Annotated in this window: 13 protein-coding genes; 8 read left to right on the top strand and 5 right to left on the bottom strand. The window is 56.2% G+C overall.

Annotated features, from left to right (window positions below; translation table 11 throughout):
- Positions 1-78: 78 nt before the first annotated feature.
- A complete protein-coding gene (gene suhB / locus OGW13_RS02330) occupies positions 79-882 on the top strand; it encodes an inositol-1-monophosphatase (RefSeq protein ID WP_287115563.1) in 804 nt (267 codons plus the stop codon).
- A gap of 83 nt (positions 883-965) precedes the next feature.
- Here suhB and OGW13_RS02325 read toward each other — a convergent pair whose 3' ends face one another.
- Positions 966-1,946 carry a nickel/cobalt transporter gene (locus tag OGW13_RS02325; RefSeq protein WP_061069776.1) on the bottom strand — a complete coding sequence of 327 codons (981 nt, stop codon included), beginning with the start codon at positions 1,944-1,946 and terminating at the stop codon, positions 966-968.
- Positions 1,937-2,566: a DUF1007 family protein gene (locus OGW13_RS02320; RefSeq protein WP_054176540.1), complete on the bottom strand. Its 630-nt coding sequence runs from the start codon at positions 2,564-2,566 to the stop codon at positions 1,937-1,939. Before OGW13_RS02320 ends, OGW13_RS02325 begins: the two co-directional genes overlap by 10 nt.
- Positions 2,567-2,994: 428 nt before the next feature.
- On the opposite strand from OGW13_RS02320, the gene OGW13_RS02315 reads away from it, so the two are divergent.
- The 7 genes from OGW13_RS02315 to csiE all read left to right on the top strand — a co-directional run bounded on the left by OGW13_RS02315 (position 2,995) and on the right by csiE (position 11,292).
- Positions 2,995-3,978 carry an autoinducer 2 ABC transporter substrate-binding protein gene (locus tag OGW13_RS02315; RefSeq protein ID WP_042999813.1) on the top strand — a complete coding sequence of 328 codons (984 nt, stop codon included), beginning with the start codon at positions 2,995-2,997 and terminating at the stop codon, positions 3,976-3,978.
- Positions 3,979-4,081: 103 nt separating this feature from the next.
- Positions 4,082-5,590, top strand: a complete 1,509-nt coding sequence (locus OGW13_RS02310; protein WP_044264914.1) for a sugar ABC transporter ATP-binding protein — start codon at positions 4,082-4,084, stop codon at positions 5,588-5,590.
- Entirely contained in the window at positions 5,583-6,572 is a 990-nt protein-coding gene (locus OGW13_RS02305; protein WP_044253103.1) for an ABC transporter permease, read from the top strand. The genes OGW13_RS02310 and OGW13_RS02305 overlap by 8 nt, the downstream gene beginning before the upstream one ends.
- Position 6,573: 1 nt before the next feature.
- Positions 6,574-7,527 (top strand): ABC transporter permease, encoded by a 954-nt coding sequence (locus OGW13_RS02300; protein WP_054176539.1) that lies wholly within the window; start codon positions 6,574-6,576, stop codon positions 7,525-7,527.
- A gap of 16 nt (positions 7,528-7,543) precedes the next feature.
- On the top strand, positions 7,544-9,181 hold the full coding sequence (locus OGW13_RS02295; RefSeq protein ID WP_042999809.1) for an FGGY-family carbohydrate kinase: 1,638 nt from the start codon (positions 7,544-7,546) through the stop codon (positions 9,179-9,181).
- Complete coding sequence (locus tag OGW13_RS02290; RefSeq protein WP_044264916.1) at positions 9,178-9,777, top strand: KpsF/GutQ family sugar-phosphate isomerase; 600 nt, start codon at positions 9,178-9,180, stop codon at positions 9,775-9,777. Before OGW13_RS02295 ends, OGW13_RS02290 begins: the two co-directional genes overlap by 4 nt.
- Positions 9,778-10,011: 234 nt before the next feature.
- Positions 10,012-11,292: a stationary phase inducible protein CsiE gene (csiE, locus tag OGW13_RS02285; RefSeq protein WP_287115562.1), complete on the top strand. Its 1,281-nt coding sequence runs from the start codon at positions 10,012-10,014 to the stop codon at positions 11,290-11,292.
- Here csiE and OGW13_RS02280 read toward each other — a convergent pair.
- From OGW13_RS02280 to OGW13_RS02270, 3 genes are all read right to left on the bottom strand, one after another.
- Positions 11,284-12,423 (bottom strand): 3-phenylpropionate MFS transporter, encoded by a 1,140-nt coding sequence (locus OGW13_RS02280; RefSeq protein WP_058586958.1) that lies wholly within the window; start codon positions 12,421-12,423, stop codon positions 11,284-11,286. The two genes, csiE and OGW13_RS02280, sit on opposite strands and share 9 nt — an antisense overlap.
- A gap of 88 nt (positions 12,424-12,511) precedes the next feature.
- Positions 12,512-13,354: an aldose 1-epimerase gene (locus OGW13_RS02275; RefSeq protein WP_058586959.1), complete on the bottom strand. Its 843-nt coding sequence runs from the start codon at positions 13,352-13,354 to the stop codon at positions 12,512-12,514.
- The gene (locus OGW13_RS02270; RefSeq protein ID WP_109740515.1) at positions 13,354-14,793 is read right to left on the bottom strand and encodes a sugar porter family MFS transporter; all 1,440 of its coding nucleotides are present in this window, start codon (positions 14,791-14,793) and stop codon (positions 13,354-13,356) included. Before OGW13_RS02270 ends, OGW13_RS02275 begins: the two co-directional genes overlap by 1 nt.
- Positions 14,794-14,853 lie beyond the last annotated feature (60 nt).

The following is a 14,853-nucleotide window of genomic DNA, read 5'->3' as shown; positions in this document are numbered from 1 at the left end:
AAATCGAAGACATATTCCGATCTCGCTGCTATACTCTGCGCCGTTTTCCCGTTCTTTAACATCCAGTGAGAGAGACCGATGCATCCGATGCTGACCATCGCCGTGCGCGCAGCGCGCAAGGCGGGTAATGTAATTGCCAAACACTACGAAACGCCTGACTCAGTAGAAACCAGCCAGAAAGGCAGCAATGATTTCGTGACCAACGTCGATAAAGCCGCTGAAGCGATTATTATCGAAACGATCCGCAAATCTTACCCGCAGCACACCATCATCACCGAAGAAAGCGGTGAACATGAAGGTACCGATCAGGATGTTCAATGGGTTATCGATCCACTGGATGGCACCACCAACTTCGTAAAACGTCTGCCGCACTTCGCGGTTTCCATCGCCGTACGTATTAAAGGCCGCACTGAAGTCGCCGTGGTTTACGATCCGATGCGTAATGAACTGTTCACCGCAACCCGCGGTCAGGGCGCACAGCTGAATGGTTACCGTCTGCGCGGCAGCAATGCGCGTGACCTGGACGGCACTATTATCGCGACAGGCTTCCCGTTCAAAGCCAAACAGCACGCCACCTCTTACATGAATATCCTCGGCAAAATGTTTACCGAGTGTGCTGACTTCCGTCGCACCGGTTCTGCTGCGCTGGATCTGGCCTATGTTGCCGCTGCGCGCGTTGACGGTTATTTCGAAATTGGTCTGCGTCCGTGGGATTTCGCCGCGGGTGAACTGATCGCCCGTGAAGCTGGCGCTCTGGTCTGCGACTTTACCGGTGGTCACAACTACATGACGACCGGCAACATCGTGGCGGGCAACCCGCGCGTGGTAAAAGCGATGCTGGCGAATATGCGTGACGAACTGAGCGACGCGATGAAGCGTTAATTTCAGTACTGCCCGGTGGCGCTAACGCTTACCGGGCCTACGCGAACAGTAGGCCAAATAAGCGCTAACGCCATCCGGCAAAATCAAAACGGTCTTAATCCCCTTCCCACTGGCACCGCACTCACCCACATCACTCCTGCTGCCACCACTAATATTGCGCCACCGGCTAACGCCAGCGTTAACCAACCGACCTGCCGCCATAGTACCGGTGCATGATTGCTGCTCAACCTGACTGCCAGCGTACGAAAACTGTGCACCAGCAGCGCCAGAGAGGTAATCGTCAGCGACGTTCCCGCCGCCATTGCCAGCGCCGAAACTATTCCCCAGCCAAAGACGCCGATGACTTTGCTGAACAGCAGTACCATGATCGCCCCGGAACAGGGACGCATCCCCATCGACAGAATAATCATTAGCCGCGCGCGCCAGTCATCATCGTGGTGGATCTGCTCCGGATTCGGCATGTGCTGATGCCCGCAGCCACAGTTTTCATGGTGCACATGGTGTGGCGTGAAGGCGACAAACCTGGGTTTGCGCAGCAGCGCATGCAGTTTCTTCAGCGCCCGCCAGCAGAGCAAAACGCCCAGAATCCCCACCAGCGCATAGCTCCCCTTCTCCAGCCAGAAACCGCTCAGATGTAACTGTCTCGCCGGCAGTTGCAGGATGCTGAGCACGACCACGACCAGCCCGATTGCCACCAGCCCCTGCAATAACGAAGAAGCCAGCGTCAGCCCGATGCTCGACTTAAGCTTTGAAGGATGGGTCGCCAGCCAGGTGGTGATCACGACCTTTCCATGCCCCGGTCCCAGTGCGTGCAGCACACCATATAAAAAGCTAAACAGCAGCAATGACCCACCCGCCTGGGCTGGACTGGCGGCAACGGCCTTCAGCAATACGCTCATCTGCTGATTCACCTCCCGTTGCCAGACAATACTTTTGATCATCACCTGCGGCCAGGCGTACCACAGCCAGACACCACCGATCGCTGCAATCAGCAAAAACAGCGCCAGCGGCCACAGCGACAGCCAACGCCGTGCGCGAATGCGGGTTGTGGATATTACTGACATGAGACCGTCACCGTCTGTGCAAATTGTTTCCCCAGTTCCATATCCTCCGGAGGCGCGTCTTCTTTATCCAGCGACTGGGCAAAGCTGAGCGATTCTTCGCTCGGGGTCGGTGTGTTCACGGCGATTTTACATTGCTCACGCAACGCCGACGATAGCGTTGCATCGTTATCTTCTTCGTAGCTCATATCGACATAATAAGAGGGATCAAAGGTCGAGAAGGTGTAACGCTGCCCGCTCAATGGTTGCGGTTCGGCAAGCGGCAGCACAAAGGTGAGCACGGCCTGATGCTCAACACGCTCCATGCTATATTCCGTGGGGCGGTTCTTAAATTTAACGCGCTGCCCGTTGTGCCACATTTCGGTAAAGTAATGCTGTCCCAGCACATTCGCCATCACTTCCGCCGCCAGCTTCTTCCAGATTTCAGAACCCGGTTGAGCGTCGCCCGCATCATAGAGCAGATCGGCAGAGGTCAGTTCATCCATTGTCCAGCGCATCTTCAGCGCCACAAAAGTCCCGTTATCGCCGATCACTTCCGTTTTCAGACGAATAAAACTGTGAGGATGTGCACTCACCGTAGACGTCAAAAATGCGAGTAATACCAGCAAAGCGCCGCGTATCATGAATGGTATCAACTCCCCACAAAAACAGGACGGGCCACGCGAGTCACGATCGTCGTGGCAGGATTGTCCGTGAGAATAACATTGAAATGAGGAATGTTGGGCGCTGATTTCTGGACTCGATTCAGTTCTCAGATTTGCGATTTCGTCGCTGAGGGCGGTACGCCTGCTGCGGTTATTTTCTGTGTGCAATAGCCAATTTGATAATTAATTGTAAAAATAAATAAGCATTTTTCGATACTTGTTAACAATTAAATTAACCAAAAAAGCATTTCAATCGTTGAAATTAACTATAACTTAACCATAAAACACCCATAAATTAACAAAAATGGGCATTTATCACATTTATGAAACTTGAGATTCATTACCTCTTCCCTTCGTTGATAACCTCCTGTTCGTGACATGCCCCGGTCCCTACAAAAGGTACAACTATGAAATTCAAACTCGCATTACTCAGTGCAACCCTGGTTTCTGCATGCATGTTGTCCGGCCCGTCCTTTGCGGCAGAAAAATATGAAATCGCTGTGGTTGCTAAAGTCACCGGTATTCCGTGGTTTAACCGCATGGAAACCGGCGTGAATGAAGCCGCGAAGAAACTGGATGTGAATGCTTACCAGACTGGCCCTTCCACACCGGATCCGGCTCAGCAGGTAAAAGTGATTGAAGATCTCATTGCCAAGAACGTTAACGCGATCATTGTGGTACCTAATGACGCCAAGGTGCTTGAGCCCGTGCTTAAAAAAGCGCGCGATAAGGGTATTGTCGTCCTGACTCACGAATCGCCAGATCAGCAAATCGGCCAGTGGGATATCGAAACGATCGACAGCGAGAAGTACGCGCAGGCTAACGTTGACGAGCTGGCGAAGGATATGGGCGGTAAAGGCGGCTATGCCATTTACGTCGGCTCGCTGACCGTGCCGTTGCACAACGCCTGGGCCGATTACGCCATCAAGTACCAGAAAGAAAAATACCCGGAGATGTTTGAAGTCACCACTCGTCTGCCGGTGGCTGAGAGCATCGACAAATCCTACTCCACGACGCTGGACCTGATGAAAACCTATCCGCAGATGAAGGGCATCATTGGCTTCGGTTCGCTGGGTCCGATTGGTGCCGGTCAGGCAGTACAGAAAAAACGCGCGAAAGATAAAATTGCCGTGGTGGGGATTGCAATGCCCGCACAGGCAGCGCCTTATCTGATGCGTGGCGACATCAAAAAAGCGATGCTGTGGGATCCAAAAGATGCCGGCTACGCGCTGGTGACCGTGGCAGATCAGTTGCTGCAGGGCAAAGAGGTCACGCCAGATCTCACCATTGAAGGATTAGGGAAAGCCGATGTCGACATGGAGAAGAAAGTGATCCGCTTTAACAAGATCCTCGAAGTCACCAAAGACAACGCGCAATCACTCGGTTTCTAAGGCTCCAGCCACCACCAGGGAAACCTAACGCCGACCGTCTGGTCGGCGCTATCAACAGGCTTAACACTCTGCGCCCGTCAGGGCGCTCGCAGGGGTATTGTCCATGACAGACACCACCGCATTTATCACTCTTGAGAATATCAGCAAGCAATTCCCGGGCGTGCTGGCGCTGGATAATGTGAATCTGACGCTGAAAAAAGGCGAAGTTCACTGTCTGGCAGGACAGAACGGGTGCGGTAAAAGCACCATTATTAAAGTGATTTCCGGAGTCTATCAGCCGGAAAAAGGAGCGCAGATCCTGCTGGATGGCAAACTGTTTCACCAGTTGTCACCACAGCTCTCTTCGCATTACGGCATCCAGGTTATCTATCAGGATTTATCCCTCTTTCCTAACTTCAGCGTGGCGGAGAATATTGCCGTCAACCGCTACCTGCCCGGCGGCGACATTTGGGTGCGGCGCGGTACGATGAAGCAACAGGCGCTGGCGGCAATGAAGCGGATTGGCGTCAGCATCGATCCCGATAAAAAAGTGGAAAAACTCTCCATTGCCGACCGTCAGCTCGTCGCGATTTGTCGCGCCATTGCCGCCGACGCGCGTCTGGTGATTATGGACGAACCCACCGCTTCCCTGACGCGCCAGGAGGTCAACGGCCTGCTGCGCGTGGTCAACGAACTGAAAGCCGACGGGATTTGCGTGGTGTTCGTCAGCCACCGTCTCGATGAGGTGATGGAAGTGGCGGACCGCATCAGCGTAATGCGCGACGGCAAACTGGTGGGGACGTATCCCGCCAGCGAACTCGACAGCCATGAACTGGCATTCCTGATGACCGGTCAACGCTTCCACTACAGTCCGCTGCCGGAAAAACCGCCGGTTGAGCAGGAGCCAATGCTGGAACTGCGCAACCTGAGCCGCAAAGGAAAATATCAGGACATCAACCTGTCGCTGCGCAGCGGTGAGATCGTGTCAATTGTCGGCCTGCTTGGTGCAGGGCGCACCGAGCTCTGCCTGAGTCTGTTTGGCATGACGCATCCGGACAGCGGGGAAATTCGCATTAACGGGAAACCGGTTCAACTGCGCAACAACCATGACGCTATCAGACACGGGATCGGCTATGTCTCGGAAGATCGCCTGACCCAGGGGCTGATCATGGAACAGTCGATCTACGACAACACGATTGTCACGGTCTTTGACAAACTGCATACCCGCAGCGGCCTGCTCGATCACGGGAAAGCCAAAACGCTGGTCGCCGATCTGATCCGTGAACTGAACATTAAGGTTTCCGATCCGCAGTTGCCGGTCAAAACGCTCTCCGGCGGCAACGCCCAGCGTATCGCCATCGCCAAATGGGTGGCGACCCAACCGCATATCCTGATCCTGGACTCCCCAACGGTGGGGGTTGATATCGCCAACAAAGAGGGGATCTACCAGATCGCCCGCAATCTAGCGGAACAAGGCATGGCGGTGCTGATGATTTGCGATGAGATCCCGGAAGCGTATTACAACAGCCACCGCGTACTGGTCATGCGTCGCGGAAAGCTGGTTGCCGAGTTTAATCCGCATCGCTGTCGTGAAGAAGACATTGCAGAGGTGGTCGAGGTCATCCATGAATAACTTTCATCTCTCCCGTTTAATCGGGCACCATGAATTCTGGCTGGGCCTGCTGGTGATTGCGCTTGCCGTTGGGCTGAGCGTCAGCACTGACGAGTTCCTGTCACTCGGTAATCTGACGGACGTCGCCACCAGCTACGCCATTCTCGGTATTCTCGCCTGCGGGCTGTTTGTCGTGCTGATCTCCGGCGGAATCGATATTTCGTTCCCGGCGATGACGGCGATAGCGCAATACGCGATGGCAAGCTGGGTGATCGCCCACGGCGGCAACTTTCTGCTGGCGCTGACCATCGCCATCGCCGTCGGGTTATTGCTCGGGCTGATTAACGGCTTCCTGGTCTACTGGCTGCGCGTGCCCGCTATCATCATCACCATCGCCACGCTTAACGTCTATTACGGTCTGCTGGTTTACGCCACCAAAGGCACCTGGCTGTACGGCTTCCCGGACTGGTTCATGAACGGTATCAACTGGTTCTCGTTCACCGCGGCAGATGGCTATGACTACGGTATTACCCTGCCGTTACTGTGTCTGGCGGCAGTGATCGTCTTCACCGCTATCCTGATGAACTACACCCGTCTCGGTCGCCAGATTTACGCGATGGGCGGTAACCGTGACGCCGCCTCCCGCCTCGGGCTGAATCTGTTGAAACTGCATTTCTATGTCTACGGCTACATGGGTATTCTGGCCGGCGTCGCCGCCGTCGTGCAGGCGCAGATCACCCAGTCCGTAGCGCCAAACTCGCTGCTCGGTTTTGAGCTGACGGTGCTGGCGGCGGTGGTGCTCGGCGGCACCAGCATGAGCGGCGGTCGGGGCACATTGACCGGAACGCTGCTGGGGGTGATTCTGCTGGCCTTTTTGCAAAACGGTCTGACGCTGCTCAGCGTCTCCTCGTACTGGCACACCGTTTTCAGCGGCATCATTATCCTGGTCAGCATCAGCGCCACCGCGTGGAACGAAAAACGCAAACTGGCAAGGGAGCTTTGAGATGAAAGCGTTCGCAAGAGTATTACCCGGTGATGCCATCATCCGCCTGCAGTGCGTGATTATTATCGTCGTCACCGTCGTCTTCTCAGCGCTGTTGGGCACTCGCTTTTTCAGCGTCGCAAACTTCCAGTCCATCGGCTCACAGTTACCGATCCTCGGCATGCTGGCGCTGGGAATGGGGATGACCATGCTGACGGGCGGCATTAACCTGTCGATTATTGCCGGTGCCAACGCCTGTTCGCTGGTGATGGCGGCGGTCATCGTCAGCCATCCGGACAACCCGTTGTTCCTCGCACTGGCGCTGCTGGCCGGTGCAGCGGTCGCCGTGGCGATAGGGACACTGAACGGCGCGCTGATCGCCTGGGTTGGCGTGTCACCGATCCTCGCCACGCTCGGCACCATGACGCTGATCTCTGGGCTGAACATTTTGCTCTCTAACGGCACGGTGATTTCTGGCTTCCCGGCAGCAATTCAGTACCTCGGCAACGCCACCCTCGCAGGTATTCCCGTGGCTCTGCTGCTGTTCATCGTGGTTGCGGTGCTGCTGTGGGTATTGCTGGAACACACCACGCTCGGGCGTAGTCTTTATCTGATGGGGTCCAACGAACAGGCGACCCGCTACAGCGGCGTGAATACCGTTCGGGTGCAGATTTCCGTCTACGTCATTTCCGCCCTGCTCGGCTGGGTGGCCGCAATCTTAATGATGGCGAAATTCAACTCGGCGAAGGCCGGATACGGTGAGTCTTATCTGCTGGTCACTATTCTCGCCTCGGTGCTGGGCGGCATCAATCCGGACGGCGGATTTGGCCGTATCATCGGCCTGGTGCTGGCGCTGATTGTGCTGCAAATGCTGGAAAGCGGCTTTAACTTGCTGGGGATCAGTAGCTATCTGACGATGGCGCTTTGGGGCGCGGTACTCATCCTCTTTATCGCATTACAGAATCGTAGAGCCTGATTTCAGGAGAAAAATTATGGCGAGTTACTTTATTGGTGTGGATGTAGGAACCGGCAGCGCTCGCGCAGGGGTGTTTGATCTCAACGGCAGAATGGTCGGCCAGGCCACTCGCGCGATTGAAATTTACCGCCCGCAGGCCGATTTCGTCGAGCAGTCGTCCGATAACATCTGGCAGGCTGTCTGCAACGCGGTTCGTGATGCCATTAATCAGTCCGATATCAACCCCATTCAGGTGAAAGGGTTGGGATTTGACGCCACCTGTTCGCTGGTGGTGCTGGATAAGGAGGGCAAACCGCTGACCATCAGCCCTTCCGGGCGCAGCGAGCAAAACATCATCGTGTGGATGGATCACCGCGCCATCACCCAGGCCGAGCGCATCAACGCGATGCACCATCGGGTGCTGGACTACGTAGGCGGGATCATCTCCCCGGAAATGCAAACGCCGAAACTGCTGTGGCTGAAACAGCATATGCCTAACACCTGGGCCAACGCGGGCTACTATTTTGATTTACCCGACTTCCTGACCTGGCGCGCCACCGGCGACGACACGCGTTCACTGTGTTCCACGGTGTGCAAATGGACCTACATGGGCCATGAAGACAAGTGGGATGCCAGCTACTTCCGCGAGATCGGACTGGAAGATCTGCTGGAACACGATGCGGCAAAAATTGGTCGCTATGTGAAAACGATGGGCGAACCGCTTGGTCACGGACTGACTCAGCGCGCCGCCAGTGAAATGGGGTTGATTCCAGGCACTGCCGTCAGCGTGTCGATCATTGATGCCCATGCGGGTACCCTCGGCACGCTTGGCGCCTGCGGTGTCTCTGGCGAAGTCGCTGACTTTGACCGTCGCGTTGCCCTGATTGGTGGAACCTCTACCGGGCACATGGCGATCTCAAAAGAGCCTCGCTTTATTGGCGGCGTCTGGGGTCCTTACTATTCCGCCGTGTTGCCGGAATACTGGCTCAATGAAGGCGGACAGTCCGCGACCGGCGCGCTGATCGACCACATTATTCAGTCGCACCCTTGTTACGATACGCTGCTGGCGCAAGCCAAAGCGCAGGGGCAAACCATTTATGAAGTGCTGAACGCGCTGCTGCGTAAAATGGCAGGCGAGCCGGAGAATATCGCCTTTCTGACCCGTGATATTCATATTCTGCCCTACTTCCACGGCAACCGTTCGCCGCGCGCCAATCCGACGCTGACCGGGGCGATCAGTGGGCTGAAGCTTTCCCGCACGCCGGAAGACATGGCGCTGCACTATCTGGCAACCATTCAGGCCATCGCGTTGGGTACGCGTCACATCATTGAAACCATGAACCAGAGTGGGTACAGCATCGACACTATCATGGCCAGCGGCGGCGGCACCAAGAACCCTATCTTTGTGCAGGAACATGCCAATGCCACTGGTTGCGCCATGCTACTTCCGGAAGAGAGCGAAGCGATGCTGCTTGGTGGCGCAATGATGGGCACCATCGCCGCCGGCGTGTTCGAGACCTTCCCGGAAGCAATGTCGGCCATGAGCCGGATAGGTAAAACGGTCACCCCGCAGACCAATCGCATTAAGCAGTATTACGACCGTAAATATCAGGTGTTCCACGAGATGTATCAGGATCACATGAAGTACCGTCAGTTGATGCAGGGGGATGCATGAGTAGCCCATGGCAACAGGCCACCGATACCTGGACCCTCTACAGTGAGGCGCTGGCCGGTCTGGGTCAGCATTTGAGCGAACCGGTCTGGAATGCATTAATGACGGAATTGCGCGAATGTCGGGGGAAAATCGTGGTCACCGGCGTCGGCACCTCTGGCATTGCGGCGCGTAAAATCGCCCACATGCTCTCCTGCGTTGAGCGCCCGGCGATCTACCTCAACGCCACCGATGCCGCGCACGGCGATCTCGGTTTTTTACGCGCTGACGATCGGATGATTTTACTCTCGCGCGGCGGTAACTCTGACGAGCTCACGCGCTTATTGCCAGGCCTTGCGGCGCGCAACGTGCCGATTATCAGCGTTACGGAAAACGCGAATTCCGCCATTGCAAAGGCCGCCCGGCTGGTGATTTCCACCGGCGTCCAGCGCGAGGCGGATCCGCTGAACATGCTGGCGACCACCTCCATCATGCTGGTGATTGCGATCTTTGATGCTGCTTGCGCCTGCCTGATGAGTGAAAGCGGCTATACCAGAGAAACGCTGCTGGCCGTGCATCCGGGTGGGGATGTCGGGTTAACCCTGCGACAGGATCGTTAATCCATTAATAACCTTTCAGCCTCGTCTCCCCTGGCGAGGCTTTTTACTGCACAATCTGAAGATAAAAACGCGGAAAATCCTAATAAAGCGCTGCGTTAAACTCTCTTACGCGGTTGCACACGTGAAAAATTCTGTGACCTCTCCCTGCATTCCTGACGCAAAACATTTCATTCGTAATGGCTATGGAAAAACTTTAGCTATTCTTATCTAACATACCTAAGGGAGATCCGACAGATGATGACAACGCTTGCTCCGCCATCTGTACTTTCTGCTCCCCAGCGCCGTTGCCAGGTTTTGCTGACGCTTTTCCAGCCGGGGCAGATTGCCACCGCGGAAATGTTCAGTGCGCTAAATGGTGTCGATGATACTGTTGCCCGTGAGGATATTGTCGAAACGGGACTGAAGATCCAACGCTATCATCGACTTAGCATTAGCACTGGTCCGAATGGGTGCTACCGGATCGAAGGTACCGCGCTTAACCAACGCCTCTGCCTCTTACACTGGCTCAGACGCGGCCTGCGTTTGTGTCCGGCGTTCATTAATCAACACTTTGCCCCCGCCCTCAAAATTGAGCTAAAACAGCGGGGGATCCTGCGCACGCTGTATGACGATACCAATCTGCATGCGCTGATTAACCTTTGTGCGCGTCGTCTGCAAAAGCCGTTCGAGTGCCGGGACATCCAGTTCCTGCGCCTCTATCTGCAATATTGTCTGTTGCAACATCATGCGGGGATCTCGCCGGAATTCAATCCCGTCCAGCAGCGCTGGGCGCAGTCCTGCGCCGAATACGCGTTAGCGCAGGAGATTGGCCGTCACTGGCAGCGTCGTGTCCGGCAGGATGCGCCATTAACGGAATCGCTGTTTATGGCGCTGCTGTTTTCGATGGTCCGCATCCCGGACCCGATTCGCGATAACCATCAGCAGAACCGGCGGTTGCGTCTGGCGATCGCCCGCTTGATCCTGCGTTTTCGCGAAATGGGCGCGGTGCGTTTTAACGACGAGCAGGGGCTAAACGATCAGCTCTATATCCATCTGTCCCAGGCGCTGAACCGCTGCCTGTTTTCGATTGGCATCGATAACACCTTGCCGGAAGAGTTCGCCCGCCTCTATCCGCGTCTGATGCGTACCACCCGCGATGCGTTACGCGGGTTTGAAGAAGAGTATGCCGTTGAGTTTTCTGAAGAAGAGACGGGACTGGTGGCGGTGATTTTTGGCGCATGGCTGATGCAGGATAATGACCTGCATGAGAAACAGGTCGTCTTACTGACCGGTGATAATCCGCAACTGGAGCAGCAGATAGAACAACAACTGCGTGAACTGACGCTACTGCCGCTGAACATCAAGCCATTGCCGATGCGAACTTTCCAGCAGGAAGGCTCACCGCGCGGCGTGGCGCTGATTGTTACCCCTTACGCCACGCTGCTGCCGCTCTTTTCACCCCCGTTGATTCATGCGGATCAGGCGCTAACGCCACATCAGCAGCAGCAGATCCGCAAGATGCTGGAATCAGGATGAAGCGGCCACTTTTGGCCGCAGTACCATAGCCGGCAACGCCACCAGCGCCATAACCCAGAAGACGCCGTTGCCCAGATTCTGGTACAGGAAGCCAGCAAACACGGTCATGATGGCAATGCTGCCGCCCATCGCCACAGCAGAATAGACCGCCTGCAGACGAATGACTTCGCTTCCCTGACGCGCCGCAATATAACGCATCGCCGCCAGGTGGCAGACGGTAAAGGTGCCACAATGGAGGATCTGCACCACAATCAGCCACGGCAGCGCCGTCGTCCAGCCCATCAGTCCCCAGCGAATCACACCGCAGATGGCGGAGAGCAGTAACAGATCGCGGGCGCTAAAGCGGCGGAACAGCTTATTGCTCAGGGCAAAGATGATCACTTCTGCCACCACGCCGAGCGACCAGAGATAGCCGACCGCCGACGCGGAATACCCCGCCCCCTGCCAGTAAATGGCGCTAAAACCGTAGTAGGCGGCATGCGCCCCCTGCAACAGACAGACGCAGGCCAGAAAGCGCCAGCTTTGTGTGACCAGCGAACGCCAGGCGGGCCAGCCAGCGCTCTCCTGGTGACGGTTTTCCCCTTTGGGCAACACGCTGGGGCGAATCAGCATTCCCAGCAACATTGAGGCGACGCCCAGCGTCAGCAGCGCCAGAATCGCCCGGTAATCAAACAGGCTGACCAGTTTGCCGGTTAGCGCCGAACCAATCACAAACGCGACCGATCCCCACAGACGCACCCGTCCATAATCCATGGTGATCTGCTTTTGCCAGGTATTCGCCAGCGCGTCCGTGAGCGGCACCAGCGGCGAGAAGAAGAGGTTAAAGCCGACCATTACCACCATCAGCCAGGCGACATGGGTTCCGGCCCAGAAGGCCAGCGCAAAGATCAGCGTTAGTAGCGCCAGAATGCGTAACGCGGAGATCAGCCGTGATGGATCGCTGACCCGCGGGGCAATGATCAAACTGCCAAGAAAACGGGCGACCAGACCAGCGCCCAATAAGAGGCCGATCGTCTCCGGCGTGAGGCCAAGCCCTTTAAGCCAGACGCTCCAGAAGGGAAGAAAAATCCCGTAGCTAAAAAAATAGGTGAAGTAACCGAGCGCCAGCCAGCGCGTGGAGTGCAAAGACATGATCCCCTCCCGTGTGGAGGCGATAGTCTGGCGATAAACGCAGGCTGGCGCAAGTGAACATTAACAGCAACATAACAACGTTTTGTCGCTAATCAACGCGAATCTCCATCGCGAAACGGCACTGTTCTCCAGAGCCTAACATCCGCAATCCCGGCTGCCCCGGCATGTGGTGGGCATTCACCGGATGCGTCTGCGGTTCCAGACAAAGAAATGACTCACCTGGCATTCTGAAAAGCATAAGCCAGGGAGTTTGCGCAGAAATCGTGACACGCATCACATTACGTTGAATGATCGCCTGCCCACTCCAGCCGGAATACCCCACATTTAGCCAGCGATCCGCGCCATACTGCGCCCTGGTAAAATCAGCCTCCGTCGGCAGTTCACTCTGCCAGGCCAGCGGCAAATGGTGCTCGCCTTCCGGCCAGTAACCGCTGGCAGAAAACTGCACGGTGCTTCGCGCATCAAAGACAAAAAACGGGTGGAAACCGCAGCCGTACAGCATGGGGCGCTTGCCCAGATGGGCGATCGTCAGCGACGCCCTGAATACTGACGCGTCAAGCACATACTGCAGTTCCGCCTGATAATCATAGCCACATGCCAGTTGACTGCGCAGACGCAGCGAACAGCTATCATCGGTCGCCGCCGTCACTTCCCAGCGTTTAAGCCAGCCGTCACCGTGCAGGAAAAACGCGTCGTCGGCCTCATATAACGGCAATTGCACCTCGGTTCCGCGCTGGCTGAAGCGGTTACCGGCCACGCGATTGGCAACCGGCAGCATCGGAAACAGCCCGCCATCACCGGCGGTTTTTCCCTCGCTTTCGCGTAGAACCGGTTGTTGATGTTGTAACGAAAACAGCGACAACAGCGCGCCGCCTTGAGGATCCACGCGCATCCGCAGATGCGCGTTATGCAGCGTCAGCGGCGTGGTCATCAGCGCACGCTTTTTGGCTGTGCCGACGGGCTGGCTTTCAAATGTCTCGCCGCCAGTTGTTCTTCCAGCGCTTCCAGCGTTACGCCTTTTGTTTCCGGTACATTACGCAGCACATACACATATCCCATTGCGCAAATCACGCCGTAGAGCAGGAAACTCCCGGCGGCACCCAGCCCGGCATTGAGCAGCGGGAAGGTATAGGTCAACAGGAAACAGGCAATCCACAGCGCCAGCGTACCCAGCGACATCGCCAGCCCGCGCACGCGGTTAGGAAAGATTTCAGACAGCAGCACCCAAGTGACCGGTGCCAGCGTCAGGGCATAAATGGCAATGGCCGCCAGCACCAGAACCAGCACCGGCCAGCCCATAATCCCCATCCCGTAGGCACCGGCAATCAACACATAAATCACCGTCAGGCCGGATGCGCCGAACAGCATCAGCTTGCGCCGCCCAATTTTGTCCACCAGCGGCAGTGCGGCGAGGGTAAAGACCAGGTTGATAATGCCGGTGGCAACGATCGATTTCAGCGTACCGTTGATGTCGAAACCGGCAGAGGCGAAAATTTCCTGCGCGTAGTTAAAGATCACGTTGATCCCGCACCACTGCTGGAAGACCGCCAGCACCATGCCGATGATCACGATCGGTTTGATCTGCGGTTGCAGCAGCGTGGACCATGCGACTCTGTGATTATCTTTGAGCAGCGTGTGTTCGATCTCTTTTAGCGTCTGTCCGGCGTACTCCGCAGAGCCAATGCGTTGCAGCATGGCACGCGCACGCTCCGGTTTACCCGCCTTCACCAGCCAGCGCGGGGATTCCGGGACGAAAAACATCAGCACCAGAAAGGCCAACGCGGGAACCAGTTCCGCGCCAAACATCCAGCGCCAGCCCATCTGCCCGTTCCAGCTCTCAACAATTGCCTGCTGTGTCGCCCCTGTGGCAACGGGTTCAGCGATCATCAGGTTGATCAGTTGCGCCGCCAGAACACCAATGACAATGGTCAACTGGTTCACCGCCACAAAACGTCCGCGTTTTTCCGCCGGACTGACTTCGGCGATGTACAGCGGACTGAGCGCTGACGCCAGGCCAATCCCGACGCCGCCAACAATGCGGTAAACCACGAACATGTCGAAGTTGCTGGCAACGGCGGTTCCCCATGCCGAGGCGCTGAACAGAATAGCAGAGAGGATGAGCGGCATTTTTCGGCCAAATTTATCGGCGCACCAGCCCGAAATCAACGCGCCAAAAATACAGCCCACCAGCGCGGAGCTCATCGCCCAGCCGGACTGCGCCGGATCGGTTATCGAGAAGTACGCTTCATAAAAAGGCTTTGCCCCACCAATCACCACCCAGTCGTAGCCAAACAGCAAACCACCACAGGCTGCGACCAGACAGATAGTCCAGACGTAGCCGATTTTCAAATGTGTCTGCGCGTTATTTATTATGATTCCTCTTTCAGGGAAACGCAGGGAACAGTAGGTTTCCGGTGGCGTTACCGCCAC

This window comes from Citrobacter sp. Ca225, from assembly GCF_030337175.1.
Classification (GTDB): Bacteria; Pseudomonadota; Gammaproteobacteria; order Enterobacterales; family Enterobacteriaceae; genus Citrobacter_A; species Citrobacter_A amalonaticus.
This window is presented reverse-complemented; position numbering and strand designations above follow the sequence as displayed.